The 24,577-nt window shown below is 66.1% G+C and carries 25 protein-coding genes; 4 read left to right on the top strand and 21 right to left on the bottom strand.

The genetic code is table 11. The annotated features are described in order from the left end of the window. Nucleotides 1–5: 5 nt before the first annotated feature. Nucleotides 6–1,583: an IMP dehydrogenase gene (guaB, locus tag SLQ31_RS07000; RefSeq protein WP_413641518.1), complete on the bottom strand. Its 1,578-nt coding sequence runs from the start codon at nt 1,581–1,583 to the stop codon at nt 6–8. A 99-nt stretch (nt 1,584–1,682) separates the two neighbouring features. Between guaB and SLQ31_RS06995 the strand changes: the two genes are divergently transcribed. Next, nucleotides 1,683–2,087: a DUF5319 domain-containing protein gene (locus SLQ31_RS06995; protein ID WP_319430934.1), complete on the top strand. Its 405-nt coding sequence runs from the start codon at nt 1,683–1,685 to the stop codon at nt 2,085–2,087. Nucleotides 2,088–2,112: 25 nt separating this feature from the next. Here SLQ31_RS06995 and SLQ31_RS06990 read toward each other — a convergent pair whose 3' ends face one another. From SLQ31_RS06990 to SLQ31_RS06980, 3 genes are all read right to left on the bottom strand, one after another. Beyond that, nucleotides 2,113–3,426, bottom strand: a complete 1,314-nt coding sequence (locus SLQ31_RS06990) for an anti-sigma-D factor RsdA (protein ID WP_319430932.1) — start codon at nt 3,424–3,426, stop codon at nt 2,113–2,115. Then, nucleotides 3,419–3,997, bottom strand: a complete 579-nt coding sequence (locus tag SLQ31_RS06985) for a sigma-70 family RNA polymerase sigma factor (protein ID WP_319430930.1) — start codon at nt 3,995–3,997, stop codon at nt 3,419–3,421. Before SLQ31_RS06985 ends, SLQ31_RS06990 begins: the two co-directional genes overlap by 8 nt. 87 nt (nt 3,998–4,084) lie before the next feature. Then, complete coding sequence (locus tag SLQ31_RS06980; RefSeq protein ID WP_319430928.1) at nt 4,085–4,900, bottom strand: hypothetical protein; 816 nt, start codon at nt 4,898–4,900, stop codon at nt 4,085–4,087. A gap of 378 nt (nt 4,901–5,278) precedes the next feature. Between SLQ31_RS06980 and SLQ31_RS06975 the strand changes: the two genes are divergently transcribed. Continuing rightward, nucleotides 5,279–5,569 carry a WhiB family transcriptional regulator gene (locus SLQ31_RS06975; RefSeq protein WP_319430927.1) on the top strand — a complete coding sequence of 97 codons (291 nt, stop codon included), beginning with the start codon at nt 5,279–5,281 and terminating at the stop codon, nt 5,567–5,569. Nucleotides 5,570–5,643: 74 nt separating this feature from the next. On the opposite strand, the gene SLQ31_RS06970 is transcribed toward SLQ31_RS06975, so the two are convergent. The 8 genes from SLQ31_RS06970 to SLQ31_RS06935 all read right to left on the bottom strand — a co-directional run bounded on the left by SLQ31_RS06970 (nt 5,644) and on the right by SLQ31_RS06935 (nt 13,610). After that, on the bottom strand, nt 5,644–6,393 hold the full coding sequence (locus SLQ31_RS06970) for an SDR family oxidoreductase (RefSeq protein WP_319430925.1): 750 nt from the start codon (nt 6,391–6,393) through the stop codon (nt 5,644–5,646). An 80-nt stretch (nt 6,394–6,473) separates the two neighbouring features. Then, on the bottom strand, nt 6,474–8,111 hold the full coding sequence (locus tag SLQ31_RS06965) for a CocE/NonD family hydrolase (RefSeq protein WP_319430923.1): 1,638 nt from the start codon (nt 8,109–8,111) through the stop codon (nt 6,474–6,476). 1 nt (nt 8,112) lies between these two features. Beyond that, a complete protein-coding gene (locus SLQ31_RS06960) occupies nt 8,113–9,033 on the bottom strand; it encodes a DUF4349 domain-containing protein (protein WP_319430922.1) in 921 nt (306 codons plus the stop codon). 5 nt (nt 9,034–9,038) lie between these two features. Next, nucleotides 9,039–9,629, bottom strand: coding sequence for a glycoside hydrolase (locus tag SLQ31_RS06955; protein ID WP_319432912.1), 591 nt, complete (start codon nt 9,627–9,629; stop codon nt 9,039–9,041). Nucleotides 9,630–9,754: 125 nt separating this feature from the next. Further along, nucleotides 9,755–10,525 carry an SDR family oxidoreductase gene (locus SLQ31_RS06950; protein ID WP_319430920.1) on the bottom strand — a complete coding sequence of 257 codons (771 nt, stop codon included), beginning with the start codon at nt 10,523–10,525 and terminating at the stop codon, nt 9,755–9,757. After that, complete coding sequence (locus tag SLQ31_RS06945) at nt 10,526–11,587, bottom strand: hypothetical protein (protein WP_319430919.1); 1,062 nt, start codon at nt 11,585–11,587, stop codon at nt 10,526–10,528. It lies immediately after the preceding gene. Nucleotides 11,588–11,603: 16 nt separating this feature from the next. Next, nucleotides 11,604–12,731 (bottom strand): sulfotransferase, encoded by a 1,128-nt coding sequence (locus SLQ31_RS06940; RefSeq protein ID WP_319430917.1) that lies wholly within the window; start codon nt 12,729–12,731, stop codon nt 11,604–11,606. A 3-nt stretch (nt 12,732–12,734) separates the two neighbouring features. Beyond that, nucleotides 12,735–13,610 (bottom strand): SDR family NAD(P)-dependent oxidoreductase, encoded by an 876-nt coding sequence (locus SLQ31_RS06935; RefSeq protein ID WP_319430915.1) that lies wholly within the window; start codon nt 13,608–13,610, stop codon nt 12,735–12,737. 121 nt (nt 13,611–13,731) lie between these two features. On the opposite strand from SLQ31_RS06935, the gene SLQ31_RS06930 reads away from it, so the two are divergent. Next, entirely contained in the window at nt 13,732–14,688 is a 957-nt protein-coding gene (locus tag SLQ31_RS06930; RefSeq protein ID WP_319432911.1) for a LysR family transcriptional regulator, read from the top strand. Nucleotides 14,689–14,720: 32 nt separating this feature from the next. Here SLQ31_RS06930 and SLQ31_RS06925 read toward each other — a convergent pair whose 3' ends face one another. The 6 genes from SLQ31_RS06925 to SLQ31_RS06900 all read right to left on the bottom strand — a co-directional run bounded on the left by SLQ31_RS06925 (nt 14,721) and on the right by SLQ31_RS06900 (nt 20,555). Beyond that, nucleotides 14,721–16,037: an Ig-like domain-containing protein gene (locus tag SLQ31_RS06925; protein WP_319430913.1), complete on the bottom strand. Its 1,317-nt coding sequence runs from the start codon at nt 16,035–16,037 to the stop codon at nt 14,721–14,723. Nucleotides 16,038–16,450: 413 nt separating this feature from the next. Next, nucleotides 16,451–17,428 (bottom strand): aldo/keto reductase, encoded by a 978-nt coding sequence (locus tag SLQ31_RS06920; protein WP_319430911.1) that lies wholly within the window; start codon nt 17,426–17,428, stop codon nt 16,451–16,453. Nucleotides 17,429–17,446: 18 nt separating this feature from the next. Beyond that, nucleotides 17,447–18,481: a zinc-binding dehydrogenase gene (locus tag SLQ31_RS06915; RefSeq protein ID WP_319430909.1), complete on the bottom strand. Its 1,035-nt coding sequence runs from the start codon at nt 18,479–18,481 to the stop codon at nt 17,447–17,449. Between the two features lie 129 nt (nt 18,482–18,610). Then, nucleotides 18,611–18,976, bottom strand: coding sequence for a nuclear transport factor 2 family protein (locus tag SLQ31_RS06910; RefSeq protein WP_319430907.1), 366 nt, complete (start codon nt 18,974–18,976; stop codon nt 18,611–18,613). A 35-nt stretch (nt 18,977–19,011) separates the two neighbouring features. Continuing rightward, nucleotides 19,012–19,590: a cyanamide hydratase gene (locus SLQ31_RS06905; protein ID WP_319430905.1), complete on the bottom strand. Its 579-nt coding sequence runs from the start codon at nt 19,588–19,590 to the stop codon at nt 19,012–19,014. A 26-nt stretch (nt 19,591–19,616) separates the two neighbouring features. Next, nucleotides 19,617–20,555, bottom strand: coding sequence for an oxygenase MpaB family protein (locus SLQ31_RS06900; protein WP_319430903.1), 939 nt, complete (start codon nt 20,553–20,555; stop codon nt 19,617–19,619). A gap of 138 nt (nt 20,556–20,693) precedes the next feature. On the opposite strand from SLQ31_RS06900, the gene SLQ31_RS06895 reads away from it, so the two are divergent. Next, the gene (locus tag SLQ31_RS06895; protein ID WP_319430901.1) at nt 20,694–21,266 is read left to right on the top strand and encodes a TetR/AcrR family transcriptional regulator; all 573 of its coding nucleotides are present in this window, start codon (nt 20,694–20,696) and stop codon (nt 21,264–21,266) included. Between the two features lies 1 nt (nt 21,267). Here the strand turns inward: SLQ31_RS06895 and SLQ31_RS06890 are convergent, their stop codons facing one another. From SLQ31_RS06890 to SLQ31_RS06880, 3 genes are read right to left on the bottom strand one after another with little or no spacing between them, the layout of a single operon-like run. Then, nucleotides 21,268–22,482, bottom strand: coding sequence for a CoA transferase (locus SLQ31_RS06890; RefSeq protein ID WP_319430899.1), 1,215 nt, complete (start codon nt 22,480–22,482; stop codon nt 21,268–21,270). Next, complete coding sequence (locus SLQ31_RS06885) at nt 22,479–23,288, bottom strand: enoyl-CoA hydratase-related protein (protein ID WP_319432909.1); 810 nt, start codon at nt 23,286–23,288, stop codon at nt 22,479–22,481. Before SLQ31_RS06885 ends, SLQ31_RS06890 begins: the two co-directional genes overlap by 4 nt. A 20-nt stretch (nt 23,289–23,308) precedes the next feature. After that, nucleotides 23,309–24,577, bottom strand: a complete 1,269-nt coding sequence (locus SLQ31_RS06880) for an amidohydrolase family protein (RefSeq protein ID WP_319430897.1) — start codon at nt 24,575–24,577, stop codon at nt 23,309–23,311.

Below are 24,577 nucleotides of genomic sequence, written 5' to 3'. Positions count from 1 at the left end.
CACCCCTAGCGGGCGTAGTAGTTGGGGGCTTCGACAGTCATGGCGATGTCGTGCGGGTGGCTCTCCTTGAGCCCCGCCGCCGTGATCCGCACAAACTGGGCGTGCTGCAGATCCCCGACGGTGGACGCGCCGGTGTAACCCATGGCGGCGCGCAGACCACCGGTGAGCTGGTGGATGACGGTCGACAGCGGGCCGCGGAACGGCACCCGGCCCTCGATGCCCTCGGGGACCAGCTTGTCCTCGGACAGCACGTCGTCCTGGAAGTAGCGGTCTTTGGAGTACGACTTGGCGGCCCCGCGCCCCTGCATGGCGCCCAGCGACCCCATGCCGCGGTAGCTCTTGAACTGCTTGCCGTTGACGAAGATCAGGTCGCCGGGCGCTTCGGCGGTACCGGCCAGCAACGAGCCGAGCATCGCGGTCGACGCACCCGCCGCCAGCGCCTTGGCAATGTCACCGGAGTACTGCAGACCGCCGTCGGCGATCACCGGCACACCGGCCCGCGCGCACACCGCAACGGCTTCCAGGATCGCGGTGATCTGAGGTGCACCCACCCCCGCCACGACGCGGGTGGTGCAGATCGATCCGGGTCCAACCCCGACCTTGACGGCGTCGGCGCCGGCCTCGATGAGCGCGGCGGCCGCACTGCGGGTGGCGACGTTGCCGCCGACCACCTCGACCCGGTGACCGACCTCGGCCTTGAGCTTGCCGACGGTGTCGAGCACCCGGCGGTTGTGGGCGTGGGCGGTGTCGACGATCAGCACGTCCACCCCGGCGTCGACCAGCGCCATCGCGCGATCCCACGCGTCGTCCCCGACGCCCACCGCGGCACCGACGAGCAGCCGCCCGTCGCTGTCCTTGGTGGCCAGCGGATGCTGCTCGGTCTTGACGAAGTCCTTGACCGTGATCAGTCCGGTCAGCCGACCGTGCCCGTCGACGATCGGTAGCTTCTCGATCTTGTTGCGCCGCAACAATCCCAGCGCGGCGTCTGCCGTCACACCCTCTTGGGCGGTGATCAGCGGCGCCTTGGTCATCACCTCGGCGACCGGCTTGTTCATGTCGACTTCGAAGCGCATGTCGCGGTTGGTGATGATCCCGACCAGTGCGCCCTGCGGGTCGACCACCGGCAGGCCCGAGATACGGAACCGGGCGCACATCGCGTCGACCTCGGCCAGCGTGTTCTCCGGTGAGCACGTCACCGGGTCGGTCACCATGCCGGCCTCGGAGCGCTTGACCGTCTCCACCTGGCCTGCCTGTTCGGCGATCGACAGGTTGCGGTGCAGCACGCCCATGCCGCCCTGGCGGGCCATCGCGATGGCCATCCGCGCCTCGGTCACGGTGTCCATCGCGGAGCTGACCAGCGGCACTTTGAGCCGGATCTTCTTGGTCAGCTGACTCGAGGTGTCGGCATCCGCGGGCACCACGTCGGAGGCCGCGGGAAGCAGCAGGACGTCGTCAAATGTCAGGCCCAGCATCGCGATCTTGTTCGGGTCGTCGCCGCCGGTGGGAACCCAATCCCCCAGCAGGCCGTTCAGGTGCGCGGTCACGTCGTCGATGCGGCCGGCGCTACCTTCGGCAATGGTCATCGGGAGGCCCCCATCAGCTGGCGGAATGTGGACACCATCCTATCGGCTCGCCGTCAGGTTCCCTGGCGCGATACCCGCTGCGCTGCGTAATGTGGTGTCGTGCGCGACCACCTTCCACCAGGCCTGCCACCAGATCCGTTCGCCGACGACCCCGCCGACCCGTCGGCTGCGTTGGATGCGATCGAGCCGGGACAACCGTTGGATCCCCAGGAGCGCTCCGCGGTCGAGGCCGATCTGGCCGATCTGGCCGTGTACGAGGCACTGCTCGCGCACCGCGGGATTCGCGGCCTGGTGGTGTGCTGCGACGAATGCCAGCAGGACCACTATCACGACTGGGATATGTTGCGCGCCAACCTACTTCAACTTTTGGTCGACGGCACAGTGCGCCCGCACGAGCCCGCCTACGACCCTGAGCCGGACGCCTACGTCACGTGGGACTACTGCCGCGGATATGCCGACGCGTCCTTGAACGAAGCAACCTCGGACTACGACGGATTCCGCTGAACGCGGGCGACAGCTTCCGCTGAATTCAGTTCCCGCTGCCATGCCCGCCACCGGAACTCGGTGACTTCGGCGCCTGCGGTACCGGCATCATCGTGGTGGTGATCACAGCAGCCGGTGGTTGTGTCTTCGGCGCCTGAATGACCGTCGACGGTATCGAGACGATCGGCTGTGGCTGAGTAGCACTGGGTACTTCAGTGGCACTGGGTGCTGACGCGACCGCCGGCGCCGACTGTTGGACAACCGTCGAGGTGGTCGCCGCCGCAGCCGGGGACTCCGCCGCTGCAGCCGGCCCCGTGGTCGTCGCGACCGCGGGTGCCTGCGCCGCGGCGGACGCGCTGGTGGTGGTAGCTCCGGCCCCGGTGGTCGTCGTCGTGGTGGTCGTCGGCGCAACCGTCGTGGTCGTGGTGGTCGCCGTCGAGGTGACGGACGTGGTGGTCGTCGGCGCGACAGACGTGGTCGTCGTCGGTGCAGCCGTCATCGACGTGGTCGGCACCGTCGTCGAGCTCGTCGGTTCGGTCTGCTCCACCGACGACGTCGGGGTGTCCGACGGCGACGGGCTCACCGTGTCGGTGCCGTCCGGCGTTGTCGACAGCGTGATCGGCGAATCGCAACCGGCGGATCGGCACGCGTCGGTCGGCGGCACCTCGGGCCCGGTGGTCGGGGTGATCGCCGCCGGGACGAGCTCGGTGGCCGATGCCGGCACCGTGTAGGTGATGCCAGGCGGCACCGTGGCCTCGGGGTCCTTCTGGACGACCTTCGCCGACAGCTCGTTCCACTGGTCGAGCACGTCTTGCTTCTGCGGTGTGTCACCGACGCTGTTCACCTGCGAGTTGACCTCGACCAGCTTGGCCTGGGCCGCAGGCCAGTCGCCCTGGTCGACCAGCTGCTGAACCTGCTTCAGTTGCTCCGTGGCGGAGGCCAGGGTGACCTGGTCGTCGCGGACCTGCTTGGGCTGACCGAACAGCATCGTGTGCAGCCCATAGAGGGCGTCGCCGGGGCCGGCACCGTACACAACAGCGCCGAATCCGCCGAACACCAGCACACCGGCTGCCGCGGCGCCGACGAGGCTCAGGCCACGCCGGCTGCGCCCGCTGCGCTGCTTCTCGGCCAGGCCGGTACGCAGTGCGTTGACGGCGTCACGCTCGGTGATCAGTCCGTTCGCCGGCGGCCAGCGCATCTCGTCGCGCCACCCCCCGAGCAGTTCGGCCAGCATCGCATCGCCCTGGTCCTGCGGGGCGGCGGGTTGGGCATTGGCCAGGGCGTCGATGAAGCGGTCGCTGTTGATGATGGCGTCGAGCGACGGATCGTCGTTGCGTGAGTTGCGTCCGAAGTCAGGCATAGCTCTGACCTCCGGCCGTGATCTCGGTTTTCAGCTTGGCCAGCGCCCGGTGCTGGGCGACTCGGACAGCTCCTGGGGTACTGCCGACCGCCTCGGCGGTCTCCTCCGCGGACAACCCGACCACGATGCGCAGCATCAGGATCTCGCGCTGCTTTTCGGGCAGGATCTCCAGCAATTTGCTCATCCGGGCGGCGGAATCGGAGTTGACCGCCATCTGCTCGGGACCCGCTTCAAGCGAGAGCCGCTCCGGCACCACATCGGTGGGGTCGGACTTGTTCCGGCCAGCGGCGCGGTGAGCGTCGGCGACCTTGTGAGCAGCGATGCCGTACACGAAGGCCAGGAAGGGGCGACCCTGATCCTGGTAGCGCGGCAGCGCCTGGATGGCGGCCAAGCAAACCTCCTGAGCGACGTCGTCGGCAGAGAGGCCAACCCGCTCCGTGGAACCCAGGCGAGCCCGGATATAGCGGACCACGATGGGGCGGATGGTCTCTACAACTTCTCGGAGGGCATCACGACTGCCAGCCACCGCTTCAGCAACGGCTGCGTCGAGACGATCCCCTGGAATTGTCATCGACGGCGATATCTCCAACGTTACGAACGGGACGCTTCCCGGCAGGCACTGCGCTAGACAATATCGGCCCAACCTGCCGATTGGGCGTTACCTGCGGCTCCACCGCCCGCCGCGCCGTGTGATAACGCCAGCACAGTCGTCTCGGATGGCCGAGACCTGCTGTGACGTAAGTGTTGCGCTATTGATATCGGCCAGCAGACACGCCAGCGCCCACCGCAGCGGAACCAAGCCGTGGGCCTGCGTGTCGCTCAGCGCCGCGTCGGCGACCTCCCGCGAGGTCTCCACCGACCCCGCGCAGCACAGCGCCGCGGCGAGCACCACGTCGCTCTTGACTCGATGGCGCCGCAACTGCGGCAGCGCGCCGTCGGCAATCTCCACCCCTCGGCGCGCGTGCATCACGGCGTCCGCTCCGCGGCCACCGGCCATCGCCAATTCCGCGCTGACCCACGCCAGCCGGATGGCCAGTCGCGTCGGCGGCGCCTCGGCGCAGTCCATCATCTCCTCGGCTCGCTCGAGCAGCCGCGCCGACGCCGCGAGCCGACCCACGCCCAGCGCATCGGCGGCCAACCCGACGACGGCGTCGACGCGGGCTTCCACCCCCATCGGGTCGTCACCCGCGGTCTGCGCCAGCGCCAGCGCACGGCCGTCCCAGCCGGCAGCACGGTGATGGCCACCGAGCTGACGCAGCAACGACGCCTCGGTACTCAACGACAGCGACGCGAGGGCCCCGGCGGGTTGGCGGCGGCGCAGGTCCGCGAGGTCGGCACGGGCACTGCTGTATCGACCCTGACCGGCGGCGGCGACGGCCCGCAGCCATAGCTGCGCGGGCGTGCTGGCGGCGGGCAGCGGCCAGCAGCCCGGGTTGTCGCCGAAGGCGGCGACGGCCAGTGCGGTGGAGTTCATCTGACCCGGGACGCTATCAACCGGCCGAGCGCCTCATGTCAGTTAACAGTTCGTGGTCGTGATGTTACGGCTGTGTTTACTACCTATTGAGCGCTAGGAAATCGAGCGATGACGCCGGGGGGCTCGTACTGCACAAATCACAAAATCATCACGATCAGAACGCACCAGATAGCACCTCGCTCGGCCGCGATGGGTCGCAATGATGAACGTGATGTAAATTCTCGAGCTGCGATTATGTGATTGCGCACATGGTGTGGGTATTGACTCGCTTTGCAAAGCACCCCTAATTTTGGTGACACGAGTAGTCATAGGCGACAGTGCTCGGATCGGTTCCACAACTCACGCACGTGAAATATGTGCGGAGAGAGGGGTTTTCCAATGCCACAGCCGCAACAGCTACCCGGCCCAAACGCCGACATCTGGGATTGGCAGATGCAAGGCCTCTGCCGAGGTGTCGATTCGTCCGTGTTTTTCCATCCCGACGGGGAGCGTGGCCGCGCCCGCGCACAGCGTGAGATGCGTGCCAAGGAAATGTGCCGGAGTTGCCCGGTGATCACTCAATGCCGTTCGCACGCTTTGGCCGTCGGCGAGCCTTACGGCATCTGGGGTGGATTGAGCGAAGCAGAGCGCGAGTTGTTGCTCAAGCGTGGAATTCGCCGCAGCGCCTGATTTGACAGCAAACACCAAAAGAGGCCCATCCCGATGCGGGATGGGCCTCTTTTGGCGGTCAGGGCCCTATCGCCTCACCGGGCGCCGGCCGCCAGCCATTGCTCGAAGGTCGTGGGGGCGATGCGAGCGCCGTCGCCAGGAAGCAGGACATTGCCCGCCAACTCCGGCCCCAGCGGACCGGACCACGTCGGAACGAGCTTCACCGAATGGCCCGTTACGGCATGGGTGCGCCGGGCCATGTCCACCAGATCCTGGGTCTCGGGACCGACGACATCGACATAGCGGCCCTGCGGCGCCCCGACGGCCAGCTCTGCCAGCACCTCCGCGATGTCGTCCGGTGCGATCGGTTGCACCAGCAACGGGGCGATGAGCGCGACGCCGTCCTGTTCGGTCCAGCTGGCCGCCATGGCCGCGAAGTCATGGAACTGCGCGGCCGGGACGATCGTCCACGGCACCTGGCCCGCCTCGATCAGCCGTTCCTGTTCGCGTTTGCCCTCGTAGTGCGCGGTGCCGCCGTCGATCTTGTGGATACCGACGATCGACAGCAGCACATGATGGCGCACACCGGCCCGTTGTTCGCTTTCGAGGAGGTTTGTCGTCGTTGTTGCGAAATACTCACGGGTCTCCTCCGGGCCGACGGGTGGCGCGCTGATGGCGTCGACCACCGCGTCGACGCCGGTGAGCGCCGCATCCAGACCGTCGCCGCTGAGCAGGTCGACACCCAGCGAGCGGCTGATGCGCACGACGTCGTGCCCGTTGCGTTCGAGTGCCGCGACGGTGCGAGCTCCGATGTTGCCGGTCGCACCGGCTACCGCGATTCGCATGTGTTACCTCCAGAGATCGTTGTGGGCATCTGAAAAACCCAACGCCGACGCCACGGCCTTCTCATCCAAGGATGACCAGCTCAGCCGGGGATCACCGGGATCGTGAGTGCCGAGGCGCCCGGCCCCCAGTGCACGACCGCCCGGCCCCGTCGGCTCGATACGTAGCGCGCAGGCAGATGCCCGAACAGCGGGTTGAACGGCTCGAGATAGCGGCCGGCGACGATCAGCCGTAGCTCATCGCCCGCGCGGAACAGCGTCGACGAGGCGCTGAGCTCGATGTCGGTATCCACGATTTCGCCCGGCCGCAGTGGGCGCAGGGCGTCCAGCGATTCCCGCAGCGCCAGCCGCAGCCGGCCGTCGGCGATGCGGTCGCGGCCGTACCCGTAGGAGCCCTCGAACGGTACGTAGTGCCCGGCGCTCCACTTCTCCACGCCGACGAACAGATGTGCGTCATCGGCGCCGTCCAACGCGATGCGCAACCGCAGGCTCATCGGCCCGGTGAGCTCGACATCCCGGTCGAAGCGGTGGGAGAACGCAACCGCCTGGCGCCGCAGCCGGAATGCCGCGGTGCCCGAGGCGGTCGGCTCGGATTCACCGAGGGTGCCGTCGTCGCCTAGCTGCAGGGCCGTCCACTTAGTGCGGGCCAGCGGCCATTCCTGTTCCTCGCGCACGGCGACCACCGCGTCGCGGCGTTCACGCACCTCGAGGCGGACCCGCGGCGGTGCGGGTAGGTCGAGCGCACGCAGGTGGCGGTCGAAGAAAGCGGTCTGTGCGCGCTGCGCCTCTTCGCCGTAGAAGACGGCCCATTTCCCGCCGCGGTGGGTGTAGGCACTGCACTCCGACGATCCCGCCCGCTCGACCAGCCGCCACGAGCCCTGACTGTGCAGGTTGTGGTCAGAGAAGCTGGCGCAGGCCAGAATTGGCACCTCGATGCGGGCGAGGTCAGGGGTGATCGATTGCCACCAGGCGTCGTGTAGCGGATGCTCGCGCCGTTGCGCCCCGAGGTCGACGGACAGCCGGGCATTGCGGCGGGTGATCGCCGTCCAGATCACCGAGAAGCCCCGTTCGGGGATGCCGCCCGGTGTCATGAAGTCACGGTAGGCGTCGGTAAACCCTTCCCAGGGACAGATCGCGGCGAGGTGCGGCGGGTGCAGTGCGGCCGCTTTGTATTGCGAGAGAGCCAGATACGACACTCCGAGCATCCCGACCCGGCCGTTCGACCAGGGTTGCGTCCCAGCCCATTCGATCAGGTCGTAGACGTCACGGGCCTCGTCGTCGGACAGCAGCGAACCGACTCCATCGGAGGTGCCTGCGCCGCGCGTGTCGGCGTTGATCACCGCGTAGCCCCGCGCGACCCATGTCACCGGATCCGGCGCCTCCCAGCCGGTTTCGCTCGAAATCTGGTACGGCTGCGGCTGATTCATGATCCGGAACTGGAAGCTCAAGCGCCAGCCACGACGGGTGCGCCGCGGCAGCACGTCCTTGCCATAGGGGTGCGCGGACAGGATCACCGGGAACGGGCCGTCACCCGACGGACGATAGACGTTGACGCGCACCGTGACTCCGTCGCGCATCCGTACGGCGACGTCGTGGTCTTTGATCAGGTCGGCCGGGGCGGGAACGACTGTGATCGGTGGATGCAGGAAGGCCCGGACTCGTTGGCGCGCATAGGCCGCCGTGCCGGGCCGCCGCCGCGGCCGGTCGTATCGTGTCGCCATCTCAGCTGGGTGGGGCTTCGTCCTCGACCGGGTGATCCACCGTGGCAGGCTGCGGAGGTGTGGGCTTGGGCCGCCGCGCCCTCGCCAGCCGCACCACGCCGTAGACGATGACACCGGCGACCGCGAGCACCACCAACCATGGCAGCAGCAACCCGACCAACAGCACCAGGTTGCCGACCACGGAAACCAAACCGTCCCAACCTCGTTCGATCTGTCCGAAGAAGCCCCGGTACTCGGTTGGCGCGGGGCCACCGATCGTCTGAGCGACGAAGGTGACGTTGACGGTGCTGTAGTCGATCTGGTCGCCGAGCGCCTCGCGTTGCGCCCGGAGGCTGTCCAGCTCCGCCTGGCGCTCGGAAAGCGCGCCCTCGGCCTTGATCAGCGAATCGGGATCCCTGGCATCACGCATGATGCCCAGTAGCCGGTCGACGGACGTCTGCAGCGCCTTGATCCGGGCGTCGAGGTCGACGCGCTGAGCGGTGACATCGTCGGAGGCGATCTCGACGTGTTCGACGGTGCCCAACGCCTTGAGTTGGCCCAACACGTCGTCGAGCTTCGCGGCGGGAACTCGCAAGACCACCGACGCGCGTGCCCGGCCGGTGCCCGATCCCGCATCCTCGGAGCGGTTGTCGACGCGCCCGTTCGCGTTCGCGACGAGCACGGCGGCTTTATCCGCGGCCTCGGCGGGTTGAGCCACCGAGATCGTCATGGCTGCCGTCTTGACCACGTCGCGTTTGACCGATGGCGGCTGGCCCGGCGCATCCTGGGGCATGGGTGCGCCTGCGACCTCCCCCGAGCTGACGGACGGCGCCGGCTCGGTCGGGGGGTGCACGGATGGCCCGCTACAGGCCGTCAGCGCAGCCACCCCCACCACCAACAGCACGGCCAAGCGAGCACACGAAGTCCGCAGCACGTTTTCCATTCCGATTAGGTCGGTTCGGAGCGCATCGACCCGAGGAAATAGGTTTCGCGTCCGGACGGGTATCCACCGCCATCGGTGGCGATGTGCACATGGTCGTAGTGGTTGGCGGTTTCGTTGCCGTAGTCGGCGGTCCAACTCGGCGCGCCGATGCCCGGGTAGAAGCCCTGCCGCCAGATCACGTGCAGCACGCCCCACCGCTTGGCATTGGCCAGGGCGAACCCGGCGATCTGATTGCCCAGCTCGATGCCCTCCGGCGTGTGGAAGTTCGGGATCATCACGTCGATCGCCAACCCGTTCGGGTGCCACGGCAACGGGTCTTGGCGGTAGCCGCCGATCGTCTTGATCTCGAGGAACATCACGCTGATGGCCCTGGCCACCCAGACGGTGTGGACCTGCAATCCCTCTTCGGGCGCGACGCCCCGCGGCAGCGCGAGCTGGAAGTCCGCGCTGGTGACGGGTGCACTGGCGGCCAGCAATTCCGCTTCGGTGGGCTGCACGACGCGAGGCGCGTCGGGCACCACCGATGCCTGCCCGGCATGTGAAACAGCAGGCGCGGCAACACAACACTGCTTTTCATTGCTCTGGGCGTAGAACATGGCCGAGGCGAGCGCGACCGACGCCGCTACCGCAAGCCAGCGACCGCGGGCGCCGGCGAACACTCTGACCACGACCAGCACTTTACTGCGGTGATCGACCCGATGTGGCAACCTTCGCGTGCTGGCTATTGCCGCATGTGGGATGCCCCGCCGATATACCAGGTCTGCCCGTTGATCCACTCGGCCTCATCGGACAGCAGGAACGCCGCCACGGCGGCGAGATCGGATGGCCTACCCAGGCGGGTCACCTTGGCCGCCATCAGGAACATCTCCTGCATCTGCTGGTCGTTCTGCCGTTCCTGGGTCTCCCCCATGACCAGGCCGGGCATCACGGCATTGCTCCGAATTCCCTTCGCCCCGTAATTGTTGGCGACGTGGCGGGTGATCTGGTTGACCGCTGCCTTCGCCGCGTTATAGGCGACATGCATGGGGTCGGTGCCCAACGATCCGCCCGAGGAGGTGTTGACGATGGCGCCGCCGCCCTGCTCGAGAAGATGCGGAAGCACCGCGCGGATGGTTCGGACGTAACCGAGCAAGTTGACGTCGAGGGTGCGGTGCCACACCTCGAATGGCGTGTCCAGGATCGTGGTATCCCGGCCGAGATTGTCGTCGGACAGGTCGGCGCCGACGTTGTCCAAGCCGTGTATCGCGCCGAATTCGGCGATCGTGGCCTCGACGAGGTGGCGGACCGAGTCGTCGTCGGCAAGGTCGAATTCCACCGCGATGGCGCTGCCACCCGAGTCGGTGATCTGCCCGACGGTAGCGTTGGCGCCGGCAATGCTGACGTCACCGACGGTCACCGACGCACCTTCGGCGGCAAGGCGTTTGGCGGTTCCAGCACCGATTCCGGTGGCTCCCCCGGCGACGATGAAGGTCTTGCCGTCCAGTCCTCGCATCTAGAACTCGATCTTCTCGATCGGGTTGGAGCGCTCGAGCATGCCGTAGGTCTCCTCGCCGTCCCATCGGTAGCGCACCCCGGCCTGTTGCAGCGCAGGGAAACTCGGGTTCTCTTTCTTCATCTCCCGCACCGAGAAGGTGTTGTCGTTGTGGTGGATGTCGTGGGTGGAGAACACCGTCTCGCCGTCGATGCGCACGGTGCCGTCGGCCGTCTCCAGCACCACCGACACGTCTTCGCCGACATCGCGCAGCTTGGTCAGCCAGGGCGCCTGCACCGCGCGGGCCGGGATCAGGCCGCCATCTCCGGTGAACAGATAGCCCTCGTTGAACGTCGGCTGACCGTCGGGTCGCGGCGGGTACGCGATGTAACCGAATGCCTTGCCGCTGGGAAACAACGCCGATTGCCATGCGTGACCCCAGAATTCGGCGAGTTTGCGCACACCCTGGCGGCGGATCCGCAGCCCGCTGCCGGTGAAGTCCTGGGTCTGCCCGCCGATGGTCACCGACCCGCGGGCCCGGAACAGCTGCTCGTAGCGGGGTCCGCCCATCAGGTCACCCTCGACGGACTTCTTGATCTGTTCGGCGGCGTCGCGCTGCAAGGCGCCCTGAATCCAGGGTGGTACTGCCATCGTCGCCTCGACGGTGAAGGTCACGTCCACCAGTGGTCCGCCGGTTCGGCCGGCGACCAGATCGGCCGAGGAGGTCTGGACGGCCTTGCCGTCGTAGGACATCGTCCAGGTGGCGAACGGTTCGACGCAGCGAAACGCCAGCCCGCCCGCGCCAAGCACAGTGGGCTTACCGTCGGGGCCCTGTGCGGGCAGCGATGCTCCGCCGTCCCGCAGCCGGTACACCCTGCCGTCGGGGAAGGCGATGTTGATCTGCAGCTCGTGGTTGTCCCAGTTCGCGGCGACCGCTTCGATTCCGATGCGGGGCAACCCGATTCGACCCTGGTCATCGACCGTCCAGAAACTCACCGAGTCACGCATGTCCGGATTGTCCGGACGTCGGGCGAACACGTACTCGCGTGACGGGTCGATCCCGCCGGTCAGGTCGGTCGGCATGGCGGCTCCTGGTGCATCAGTGGTTCGTCCAGCGGATGGCATGTTCGACGTAGCGGGCGAAGCGGGGCCGAACCTGGTCGACGTCAATGGCGAACGCTGTCGCGTCGGCGTGCGAGCTGGGTTCGCGTTCATTGGCGGCTTCCTGCCACCAGCTGTGCATACGCTGCTCGAATTCGTCTGTGACCGGCGCGCCCAGCCAGGTGTACAACCCGGTGACCTCACCGATCGGATCGGCCTGCATGGCCCGAAAGTCGATGTCGTAGAAGCGGTCTTCGGCGCTGTCAGCCCGGAACTCCATGGCTCGATCCATGCCACGGGACCAGTGCTCGACGTTGAGCCGGCCGATATAGGGCCGGTCGATGTCGTCGGTGAAGGTCCCGACGATATCGGCGTATAGGTCGGCCACGGAGAGGATGACATCGGTCGGGTCGCGATGCGTCATCACGTATTTGGCATCGGGGAAGGCCGCGTCGACGGCGTCGAGCCACAGCACGTGCGACGGGCATTTGAGGCGCCAAGACCGGGTCGGTTCACCCCACTGGAGCAGCTTCATGACCCGCCGCTGATAGGCCATCGTCGTTGTCAGATCGGCCTTTTCGACCAACCAGGACGAGTAGGTGGGAACCTGGGCGAACGATTGAAACAGGTGCGACTTGAAATCCAGTGCCATCAGTTCATGGCATTCCATCGGTCCATGGGTGTCGGCAGGTACGTGGTAGCGCGTGCCGATCATCTCGCCCTTGTCCGGCGGGACGCGCGGATCGACACCGACCACGGTCGACGGTGGCGGACACGGCTGCGACGACTCCCACCGCCGCAGATACCGGACGTCGGGGTCTTGGGCCAGCAGCATCGACAGCGCGGTGGATCCTGTTCGGGGCAAGCCCAATCCGATCAGCGGCGCGACGATAGCCGCGTCGTCGATCTCCGGGTGGCGCCGGTACCAGTCCTCCACCTGCAGGCGCTGGGCCAGATATCCGGTGAGGCGGTGGTAGATGAACGCCTCACCGCGAGCATTGAGCCGGGCTTCGTCGGCAAGGGACGCCAGCAGAATGCCAAGGCCTTCTTCGAACGAGTCCACCCCGAAGTCGGTCAAACCCGTTTGTTCAACGGCCTTGTCCTTCAGTTCGTCGACGCCTGTCATCGCTCAGCCCATCCACTGCCCGCCGGCGACATCGATCGTCTGCCCGCACAGGTAGTCGGCCGCCTCGGATGCCAGGAACGCCACCATGTTCGCCGCCTCTTCGGGCAGTGATGCCCGGCCGAGTTGAACCTGCGTGGTGATCGCTTCCAAGATGGCTCCACGACCAGCGAGGTGCTGGTCGTTCTGCGGATGCAGTAGGTACTCCATCATCTCGGGCTTGATCATGATGCCGGGCGCCACCCCAAGGACATTGACGCCACGCGGCGCCATCTCATGGGCAAGGTTGCGGGTGAAGCCGATGACTCCGGCCTTGCACGAGTTGTAGACGACCAGGCCGCGCTGCTGGATGCGGCCACCGACCGAGCCGATGTTGATGATCTTGCCGGACCCTTGCGGCAGCAGGAATTCCAAAGCGGCGTGGGCCCCGTACATCATCATGGTCAGGCTGCCCAGCACGGTGTGATCGATGTCGGCCTTGGTGTGCTTCTCGAATGGTCCGCCGACCACCATCACCGGGTTGTTCACCATGATGTCCAGGCCGCCGAGCTCACCGTGGGCGACGCGGATCGCCTCGTGAACTTGATCCCAGTCGGACATGTCCGCCTTCACCGGGAATGCGTTCACACCCCAGCGCTGCTCGATCTCCTTGGCCCGGCGTTCGACCTTCTCGAAGGTGCGCCCGATCAGGGCCACGTCAGCGCCGAGGCCGGCCAGCCGGTTGGCGATGGCTTGACCCAGCCCGTCCCCGCCGGCGCCGGTCACGAACGCCTTCTTGCCGGTGAGGTCCATCAGCTCGGTGACGCGCTTGTCGATGATGTGGTGCGGCAGGCTGTCGAGATTCAACGCCGCGATGGCCGCGGCATCGTCTTGAACCGTCATCAGCTCTCCTGTCGCCGTCCCTACGAGTGCCGACGATAGGGTCCGCGGAGCCCGGGCAGGTAATACCAATTACGGGGTTCAGTCATGCCGATTCTCGATGGCTGGTATACCTCTGGTCACGATGGACACGCATCGACTGAAGTACTTCCTGCGGATCGCAGAAGAGGGATCGATCACGCGTGCGGCCGGCGTGCTGGGTATCGCCCAGCCCGCCCTGAGCCGCCAACTTCAGCTGCTGGAAGACGATCTCGGCATCGCTCTGTTCCGCCGGACGCGCCGCGGTGTGGAGCTCACCGACGCAGGTGAACGGCTGCGCGCGTCGACGGCAGGCCCGCTGCGGCAGCTGGAACTCGCGGTGCAGTACGCGGGGTCTCCGGTGGCACGGCTGAACCGCAACCTGCTGCTCGGCCTGGCGGAGACCTCGGTCGATGTTCTCGCCGCACCGCTGCTCGGTAGCTTGACCGCCGTCTTCCCGGACGCCACGTTCTCGGTGGCGACCGGAAGCACCGAGCAGTTGGTCGAAGCGATGCTCAAGGGGGTCGTGGACGTGGCGGTCATCAACCCGGTTCCCGACGAGCGGGTGTTCTACCGCGAACTGTTGGCCGAGGATCTCGTGCTGGTGGGCGGACCGGAGTCGGATCTCGATCCGGCTCAGACGATTCCGTTCATCGACGCCGTCGCACTGCCGCTGGTGATCCCGCGGTCGTCGGCGGGGATCGGCACGCTGCTTCAGAATGCGGCGCTGCGGGCGAAAGTCACTGTCAGCCACCGCACTACCACCGATTCGCTGCCGGTGGTGCTCAGACTCGTCGAAGCGGGTCTCGTCTACGCGATGCTGCCGCTGTCCGCCTGTCGCCGCGAGATCGACCAGGGCCGAATGCGGTTCGCGCCGATCTGCGAACCGGCATTGTCTCAGCGCATCGGCGTCGCCGCGACGTCCCAACTGGACCTACCGCGTGAGGTCATGGTGAAGGTGGGCACCACGATTCGCGATGAGGTGGCAGCCCTGGTCAAGTCCGGGCGGTGGCCCGCCGAGTTCATCGCATCGGGCAACTGGAATCCCACCTTGAGCGAATAAGTCGTTGCGGCGGAACTGATTCGGAAAGTCGTTTAGAGCACGATATCGGCGTAGCCGGGGATCACGGTGTAGCCGAGGTCTTCGAGGATCCCGAGCTCGACCGGACTGAGCTTCTGGGCCCTCCCGTACACCGCCGAGGGCGCCATGACGAGCTGCGCATCGCCACCTCCGAAACTGTCTCCACCAGGAAACGCGAGGTGCGAGAGCGAGGAACCAGGTTCGAACTCGCCCGGAGTGTTGAGCGGAATCAATCCGCCGTATGCGGCGACTGCGTTCGCTCCGCCGAAGTACAGGCCCCCGGTCAAGTATTCGCCCGTGTCGATGAAGCCAACGCTCCCGATCGCGCTGTAGTCGTAGCGGGGGTCCCACCGCCCGTCGCTGGAAATCGGGTGCGCACTGGTGCCGGTGACCATGTAGCTGTCCCAGACCGTTCGCGTTACACCGTAATTCGGGTTGGAGCCGGGGGCCTGCACCGAGGAAACGAAGCCCAGGGTGTGGAGCAGTTCGTGCAACGCGACGGATTGTAAATCGAAGTGGTCAGCGGCGAGGGTGCCGCCGAACGACCATGGTTCCTGGGTTTGAAACCAGATCTTGCCGTCCGCCGTTTGGCCGTTGAGATCGACGCCGGTCTGAATCTTGTGCCCCACCACAGTGTCATGGAACACCCCGTCCCCGGATGCGTAGGAACTCGAGCCAGTGCCCAGCGCCGATCCAAATTCGTTCCCCCCGACCACCTTGTCGCTCGCGGTGATGTCGTAGGTGATATTGACTGCGTTGGTAACCACCAGATAGGACGACAGGGAGTCCGCCGCCGCCTGCAGCGCCGCGCGGGCCTCAGGAGTCCACCAATCCGCACCCTCGCCGTATTTAAAGGTGAACGTCACACACGTGGTCGTGCAGGCTGGCGGCGGCGTGAAGGCTTGATCAATGTGAGCCACCGCGCGGGTGCCTCGTCCGCTGAACCACGTGAAAGGGTTACTGAGAAGGTTGATATGGATGCCGGTATCTTTTGCCGTCACGATGAATTGGTCGGTTCCGTCGAAACCGGCCCCCGGCGTGTAGGTGTAGGTGCCCGCCGGCCCAAACACGACAGTGCCAAACTCCGGCGCTTTCTTTAGCGTGTATTCAATCGGGTCACCTTCGGGGTCGACCGCGGCGATCGTGCCGGTGATCACCCCAATCGTCTGCCCGCTGATCTGGATCGGTTTGACTTTGGGTGCCTGGTTGAAGAAGCTACGGCGGATCGCGAACCCGAACCCGTTGAAGAGATCCAGAATCGGATTTCCCGTCGCGTTGGCCGTCGTCGCCGACTTGAGGGATGGCGCGGGTCGGACTGCAACCGCGGTCACCGATCCCCGAGCGTGGAACGTGCTTGCCGTTTGCTTGGCTGCCTGCGGCCGGCCACTGGTCGTGGGCTTGCGGCTCGCCGCCGCGGCCGCGGAATGCTTGGACGGTCCGGAAGCGCTGGCCGATTTGGCCGGACCAGCCGATGACGAGGCTCCGTCCGAACCACTACTGTCCGCGCTTGCCACCCCGAGCACTTGCGGTCCGGCAAGTCCCAGCCCCAGCAAGAACGCGGCCGCCCCGACTCGTACCCCACAGTTGACACCCGACACTGAAACCCCCCGGTTCGCATCATTCAGCCACCCCGCCAAAAAGCTATGCGAAGACTGTGCACTGGCTGAATGGCGGCTTGGCGTGAAGATAGCAAATTATCTCCACCGTCACCAGCGTTGCGTTGCAACCCGGGTGACAGCTGAGATCAGCGGCCGATCATCTCCATCTGCGCTTCGTTGTGGTGCTCGCCCGCCGCCGGCGTGAGGTTGTCGAGCTTGGTGACCTGTTCGGTGGTGAGTTCGACCGCGTCGGCACCGACGTTTTCCTCGAGCCGGGAGACGCGCTTCGTGCCCGGAATGGGGGCGATGTCGTCGCCCTTGGTGAGCAGCCAGGCGATCGCGACCTGCGCCGGCGTGGCGCCAACCTCGGCCGCAATCGCCGCCACCTCATCCGCTATAGCGAGGTTGCGCTGAAAATTCTCGCCGGTGAAGCGCGGGTTGCTGGCCCGGAAGTCGCTCTTGTCGAAATGATCGGTCGAGCGAATCGCGCCCGTCAGGAAGCCCTTGCCGAGCGGGGAGTACGGCACGAACCCGATACCGAGTTCGCGCAGCAGCGGCAACGTCTCGGGTTCGGGGTCGCGGGTCCACAGTGAGTACTCCGACTGCAGTGCGGTGATGGGATGAACGGCGTTGGCACGCCGGATCGTTGACGTTCCCGCTTCCGAGAGCCCGATGTGCCGGATCTTGCCCTCGGCCACCAGTTCGGCGAGGGCACCGACGGTGTCCTCGATGGCCGTGTCCGGATCGACCCGGTGCTGGTAGTACAGATCGATACGGTCCGTGCCGAGTCGCGTCAGCGAGCCTTCGACGGCAGTCCGGATGTTGGCCGGGCTGCTGTCGAGGTTCCCCGGGCCTGCCCCGGCGTGGGAGATCATGCCGAACTTGGTGGCCAGCACAACGTCGTCGCGTCGGCCCTTCAGCGCGCGTCCGACGAGTTCTTCATTGATGTACGGACCATAGATTTCCGCGGTGTCGATCAGGGTGACGCCGAGGTCGATCGCGCGGTGAATGGTGCGGATCGATTCCGCGTCGTCACTGCCGGCGCCGGTGAATGCGAACGACATACCCATTGCCCCGAGGCCGATGCGGGCGACGTCAAGATCGCGCAGGTGAGCGTGCTTCATGGCTGACTGCTCCTAAATCTAGGGTTGGATAAGGACTTTCAGGGCTGTGCGGTCGGCCATCGCGCGATACCCGCCGGGTGTCTCGTCGAGGCCGATCGTGCGGTCAAAGACCCGGCCCGGTTCGATGGTCCCGTCGAGGATGTCGGGCATGAGTTCCTCGATATAGGCCCGGGCGGGGGCGGCGCCACCGGTCAGGGTGACGTTGCGCATCATGACGTCGAATCCCATTGGCGCCTGCCGATATTGAGCGACACCGAGCCTACTGACGGTGCCACCGGCGCGGACGGCGCCAATAGCGGTAACCAATGACTGCTCGGTCCCGACGCATTCGATGACCGCATGTGTGCCGTCGCCGCCGGTGAGTTCTCGAATCTTGGCCAAGGCCTCGTCGCCGCGCTCGGCCACCACGTCGGTAGCGCCGAAGTCGCGGCCCAGATCGGTGCGGTCGGTGTGGCGGCCATTGAGGATGATCTGCTCGGCGCCGAGCCGCTTGGCGGCCAGTACCGCGCACAACCCGACTGCGCCGTCACCGATGACCGTGACCGACGATCCCGGCCGCACGCGGGCGGTCACCGCACCGTGGTGACCGGTACAGAACACGTCGGACAACGTCAGCAGCGACGGCATCAGCGCCGAATCCGCCGCAACCGGGAGCTTGACGAGGGTGCCCTGCGCCTGGGGAACACGCACGGCTTCACCCTGCCCGGCATCGACGCCCCGACCACCCCAGCCACCGCCATGGCGGCAGGAAGTCTGCAGGCCCTCCCGGCAGAAGTCGCAGGTGTTGTCCGCCCAGACGAACGGAGCGACGACCAGATCGCCGCGCTGCAAGCCGGTGACCTCGGCGCCGACGTCTTCGACGATGCCGATGAACTCGTGGCCCATCCGCCGGCCACCCTCCTTGTGCGGCATGGATTGGTAGGGCCACAGGTCGCTGCCGCAGATGCACGCTTGCGTAACCCGCACGATCGCGTCGGTCGGATTCTTCAGGACGGGGTCAGGCACGTCTTCCACACGCACGTCGCCGGCCTCGTACATCACGGTTGCTCGCATGCTTTCGACACTAGATCGCCCGCCTGTGGCCCGAGGAGGGACGGGCTCACACTGCTCGCCTCCTGGGCGGTCAGCCAGGAGGAGTTGCCGTCGGCACGTCCCACACGTTGACGGGCCATGCGTGCACTTCTAGGCCAATTCGGGATTGAGAAACACGTAGAGGACGGCGATCTTGTCGTCGCGGACATGAATGAGGTCGAGCCCGGTGTACTCGGGCGATCCGCCCTCTGGCCCTGAGCCCCATGCGAGAAGACCTGCATCGTGAAGCACCGCAGGCTCGCCACGGTGTGTGTAGACGAAATTCGGATGCATCCCCCGCAATTCACCGGCGAATGTATCGACGGCGTCGCGCCCGACCAAAATTCCGTCGGGGGCATGGACGACGCAGTCGTCGGTGTAGAACTCATCGACGGCGGCGCGCCGCCGTGTCGCATCCCCCTCGCCGAAGACCTCTTGAAGGTTCCGGTGCAGGAGTTCGACGATCCGCTCAGTCATGCTGTCTGCAAACGGTCATCTGCCCGTGCCTATTCCTACTCGTCGAGCGGGTTCGCCCTGATCCGTGCGGCGCCGCCGCTGGCGAGCGCTGCCGCCGCAGTGCCGTCGGGTTTGCGTTTCGCTTGATCCTCGAAGCACGCCAGAAACTCTTCGCCGAACCCCAATCGGGGATATTGCCCGAGCACCTCCGCCCGGTCGCCCGAAGCGAACTCCTCCGCTCGCCGCCCGGCGACGTCCCAGGCGGTGGCGACCTGCAACATGTGCGACTCGGGATCGGCGGCCGCCGAGACGTCGTCGCGCATGTGCAGCACGATGATCTCCTCGGCTCGCGCGGCCCGATCCGGCGGCCAGCCGGCCGCTACCCCGAACACCCAGGCCAAGTCGCCGCCCGCCTCCTCGAAGGGCATGCGGTGACTGTCGAACGGGTCGGTGAGAGCGACGTCGTGCAGCATCGCCGAGACGAAATAAAGCTCATCGTCGAACGTGATCCCATGTGCGGCGGCGTAACTCGTGCCCCACAGATACGAACGTGCGCAATGGTTGAACAGCGCCGGTGTGTAAAACCGGCTCGCTACGGAAATTGCGGCTGCGGCCGCTGGTGTGGAGGGAGGCATGAGTCCACATTCTCCGCCGCAGTCGCCTACTTCGGCAGGTTGTAGGCGAACGACTTCTGTTGGCGCTGCTTCATTTTCTCAAGGCACTTGTGGTGCTTGCGGGCGTGATACGCCAACGGAAAATAGGTCAGCCGTTCGGGCAGCACCCGGTAGGCGGTCCGGATCGCGGTGTATCTCCGCGTGAGCTGACGTTCCTCGTCAGCGCTCCAGGTGACGCCGAGCTTCTCCCGAAGACGGGGATCCAGCAGCCCGACGATCGACAAGTAGTTCAGCCGCAGCGCGGGTTTGAGCGCTGCCTGCGCCAGCGCGGCCACCGGCTTCGGGGTAGAGGGCGGCACCTCGACCTTGCCGATCTTCAGATCCTCGATCAGCGACAGCGCCTGTGGCGTGCCCTGCAGCGTGTCGATCATGGCCTCGTAGTAGTCGGCCATTTCCTGTTGCGTCTCGGGATAACCGCGCATCGGCACGTGGAGCAGCCGAGCCAGCCGGCGATTGTCCCGCAGCAGTTCGTCCTTCTCGGCGGTGTTGAACTCCCGGCCGATCATCAGCCGCCCGGCTTCTGCGTTGACGATGTAGCCGGTGGCGATGACCCACTGATAGGCCTCCGGGTTCAAAGCGCTGATCTGCCTGCCGGTTTCGGCACTCTTCATCGTGATCGGCTTGTGCAGGTCGCGAACCCGGTCGCCCTCGGCGATGGCCTCGGTGCCCCCGTAGGTCCAGCGCAGCACGGAGTCGACGGACCGGATCGCGCGACCGCCCGGGTCGCCGTGGAAGGCGGCGGAGTATTTTCCGGTGACCTCGGCGATGACCGGGTGCATGGCCTGCATCATGAACGCCGCGCCCTCGAGGACGAGGAATGTCCAGTGCCCTGTGTGCTCGGCGGTCAGGGAGTCCGGCGGAACCAGCTCGATCGGGCCTGAATCGTCGGCCGCCTGCTGGACATCGAGATCTTGTGTGGCGGTCATCTGTGACCCTCCTGTCGATTGACGAGACGCTAACCTGACTGTCAGGTCGCATTCAAGTCGCGTCAGGAGCATTCTGTGAGCACAGCAAAACCCAGGTCAGAGCGACGCAAAGCACCACAGCAGGAGCGCTCCCGCGAGATGGTCGCAAAAATTGTCTCGACAACGGCATTCTTGCTTCGCAAGCACGCCCCCGAGCACATCACCACCAACCTGATCGCCGAGAAGGCAGGCATCAGCAAGGGGTCGATCTATCAGTACTTCGCGAACAAGGATCAGATGATCAACGCCGCGATCGAGCAGCTCGCCGCCCAGCAGGCGCCGGCGATCGAGGAGATGTTGCGGGCGACCACTCTCGACCGGCCGGAGTCGGCCATGGAGTCATCGATCGACATCCTCATCGACTACACGATCGCGAACCGCCGGTTGATCCGCTACCTCGCCGAACGCCCCGATCACGTCCGCACCTTCGAGAGCGTCTCCGGACTCAACGCCACCCTGCTCGCGATGACCAGGCTGCACATGAATCACTACCGAAGCCAGTACCGAAGCGAGCTGAGCACGAGTGCGTTGGCGTGGTTGTTCTTCAACATGGCCGTGGCGACGACCATGCGCTATATCGAGTCCGACGACCCGATCCGTCTCGACGAACTACGCGCTGGGCTGAAGTTCGCCTCCGCCGGATTGCTCGTCGGCGGTCGCGAGCAGACATAGCTCATCCCGCGATGACGCGCGCTTGCCGCAGTTCGTCCTCCTGATCGGAGCGACCCAGGCGACCCAGCACGTCGGTGGTGTGCTGACCCAAAGCTGGCGCGGGCCCGGCCAGTTCAGCGGGCGTGGCGTCGAACAGAGCCGGATGTCTCGGGATGCGGGTGCGCCCCACCACCGGATCGTCGGCCTCGACGAACAACCCCATCGCGATGGCATGCGGGTCATTGGGCAATTCGGTGGGCGGCACGATCATGGCGTAGGGCACATCCTCGGCCTCGAAGCGCGCTGTCGCTTGCTCCACGGTGAGCTTTTCTGCACCCGCATAACACGACTCCATCACCTGCGCCATCAGTGGACGATGCTGGTTGCGAAGCTCAGCGGTCGCAAGCCGCGGATCATCGGCCCCTGGTGCGTCCAACGCGCGGCACATTCCGATGACGTCGGAGTCCGAGATCGGCGTCACCACACCCCACCCATCGATGAAGTGGAACGGCTTGAAACCGGAGGTGAAACTCGACGGCTGTGAGCCGTCCGCGTCCAGCAGCACCTCATTGCCGGTCGCGTCCGTCCACAGAAACGACACGACCGCATCGACCATCGAGACGTGCACATGCTGTCCACCACGGCCGTTCGCACGCGCGAGCAGTGCGGCGGTGACGGCCTGGCTGGCATACAGAGCGGTGACCTTATCGGCGAGCACTTGCTGCAGGAAGATCGGTTCCCCGACCCCCGGCGCGGCTTGGCTCGACGCGACACCGGCGTAGGCCTGCATCACCGTGTCGTAGGCGCTGCGATCACGGTACGGCCCCACCTCGCCAAATCCGCTCAGCGACAGATAGACAACGTCGGGGTTGACCTCGACAACGTTCTCGTATCCGACACCAAGACGTTCTGCCACGCCGGGGCGGAAGTTCTGGATGACGACGTCGGCCTGCGCGGCCAGCTCGAGTGCGATCTCCCGACCGACGTCGGTACGGATATCCACGGCGATCGACTGCTTACCGCGGTTGCAGACTCGGAAGACAGCGCTTAATCCGTTGACGCTCGGGCCAATCCACCGCAGGATGTCGCCGATGTCGGGACGTTCGATCTTCACGATATCGGCACCCTGGTCAGCGAACAGGGCACCGATGTACGGACCCGTGAGCGCAATCGACAACTCCAGCACCCGAATACCGCTCAATGGCCCACTGTGTTCCATGCCAGTCCTGTCGGTCATCGTCCGGTGAAACGCGGCGCACGTTTGTCGCGGAAGGCGGCGAGACCCTCCTTGGCGTCCTCGGAGCGCATCACCTCGACCACGAACCGCTGTTCGATCTGACGGGCTTCGCCTTCGTCGAGCCACCCGCTGGCAACAATCGATGCTTTCGCATTGCGCACTGCGAGTGGACCATTGGCGCAGACTTTCGCGGCGATCTCCCGCGCCTTCTCCAGCGAGTGGCCCGTCGGAACGACGTGCCCGACCAGACCGAAGTGATAGGCCTCCGCGGCGGTCAGCGGCTCGCCGGTCAGGATCATCTCCATGGCCTTTGTGTAGGGAATCTGCCGCTTCAGCCGGACCGTCGATCCGGCGCCGGCGATCAAGCCCCGCTTTGCCTCGGGCAACCCAAAGACCGCGTGCTCTTCAGCGATCCGAATATCGGTCTGTTGCAACATCTCACAGCCGCCGCCCAGGCACGCCCCATTGACAGCGGCGATCAGAGGGGTGGCCAACGACCGGGACAGAAGCAGCCCGTCGGTGATGACGCTCCCAGCGGATTTACGTTCTGCCTGCGGCGCGGAACCCTTGTCCGACGACCCGCGGACCATCCAGCCGTCGGCGAGGTCGCCGCCCACGCAATACGCCGAGCCCTCCCCGGTGAGGATCGCTGCGCGAATCTCGGGGTTGGCGTCGATCTCATCCCACGCCTGCGCCATCAACGTGATCATCGACGGTGTCAGCGCGTTTCGCCGCTGCGGGTTGTTCATCGTCAGCACGACGACGTTGCCGTCGCGCTCGAACTTCAGGTGCGGCTCATCGGCCAGATTCGTCACGCCTTTCTATATCAGTTCTCGACGAGATCGGGAATGGGCTCCGCGTCGGTCAGCCAGTGACGTCCGGCCTGGCGGGCCGCCTCCCATTTGGGGATACTCACCGCATCGTCCTGGCCGAGATCGTCAGGTGTCGGGCCGATGCGTGCGACGAGCGGTGCGAGAGCCTTGAGGTCGAAGTTGTAGATCTCGGCTGCGGCCAGCCCCAGCATCTGCCGGGTCTCGTCGATGGGGATGTCCCAGAATGCGTGCCGCAGCCATTTGCGGGTGTTGGGCCAGGTTCCTTCTGGATGCGGATAGTCGTTGCCCCACAGCATGTTCGGGACACCGATCTCGTAGCGTCGCGCCAGTTCCCGGCGCTCGGTCGTGGTGGCGCCGATGAAGCAGTTCCGGTCGAAGTACGCCGAGGGTGGCATCGTCAGATCGCCCTCAAGCAGGCGGCTCATCTTCTTCGCCGAGTGCTCACGCAGGAAGCGGGTGTCCATCAGCCAGAGCAGGTCGTTGGCCCAGAACGCACCGCACTCGGTAGCGCCCCAGCGCAGTTTCGGGAAGCGCTCGAATACGCCGGCCCACAGGGCAAACCACAGGGGGCGGGCTCCCCACCACCGCACCTCGGTCGTGTAAATGCCCAAGTGCTGTCCGTAGTCCGCGCTCGGGGCCGGACCGACGTGGGTGTGCACCGGCATATTCAGGTCCTGGCAGGCGGCCCAGACCTTGTCGTAGCGGCGGTCGTGGTACGGCGGGTAGTCACCCCAGAGCACCGGGATCAGGATCCCGCCGCGCAGTCCCGACTCTGCGGCTCGGGCGATTTCGGCGACCGCGGCGTCGACGTCGGCCAGGATGGGGATCACCGCGACCCCAGCCCGTCGCTCGGGGCTGTGACTGCACAGCTCGGCCAGCCAACGGTTGTGGGCCCGCGCCCCGGCCATCGCCCGGCCCGGGTCGAGGTCGCCCGACTGCCCGAGGCCGGCGCCGAAGGGCGCCCCGGCAACGCCCGATACGGCATCGGCGTCGGGGAAGATGACCTCGCCGACGACGCCGTCGCCGTCGAGCTCCTTATCGCGTTGTGCGACATCCCATCCGCCCGCGATACCTTCGCCGTTCTCGTCGAACCATTGCTCGGCGAACTCCTCGTCGATGAACCCGCCGGCCTGCGATGCCGCGACCTTCTCAGCGAGGTAGGCCTCGAAATCCTCCCGGTATTCGGGGTCGACGTACTCGCGGTACTGCTCGGTCGGCAGCTCCGCGTGGGTGTCTGCGGAGATGATGGTGTACGGGTCCAC

Source organism: Mycobacterium sp. RTGN5 (assembly GCF_033804465.1).
In the GTDB taxonomy this organism is placed as follows: Bacteria; Actinomycetota; Actinomycetes; order Mycobacteriales; family Mycobacteriaceae; genus Mycobacterium.
The sequence above is the reverse complement of the archived record's forward strand: the minus strand, read 5'-3'. Positions and strand labels throughout refer to the sequence as shown.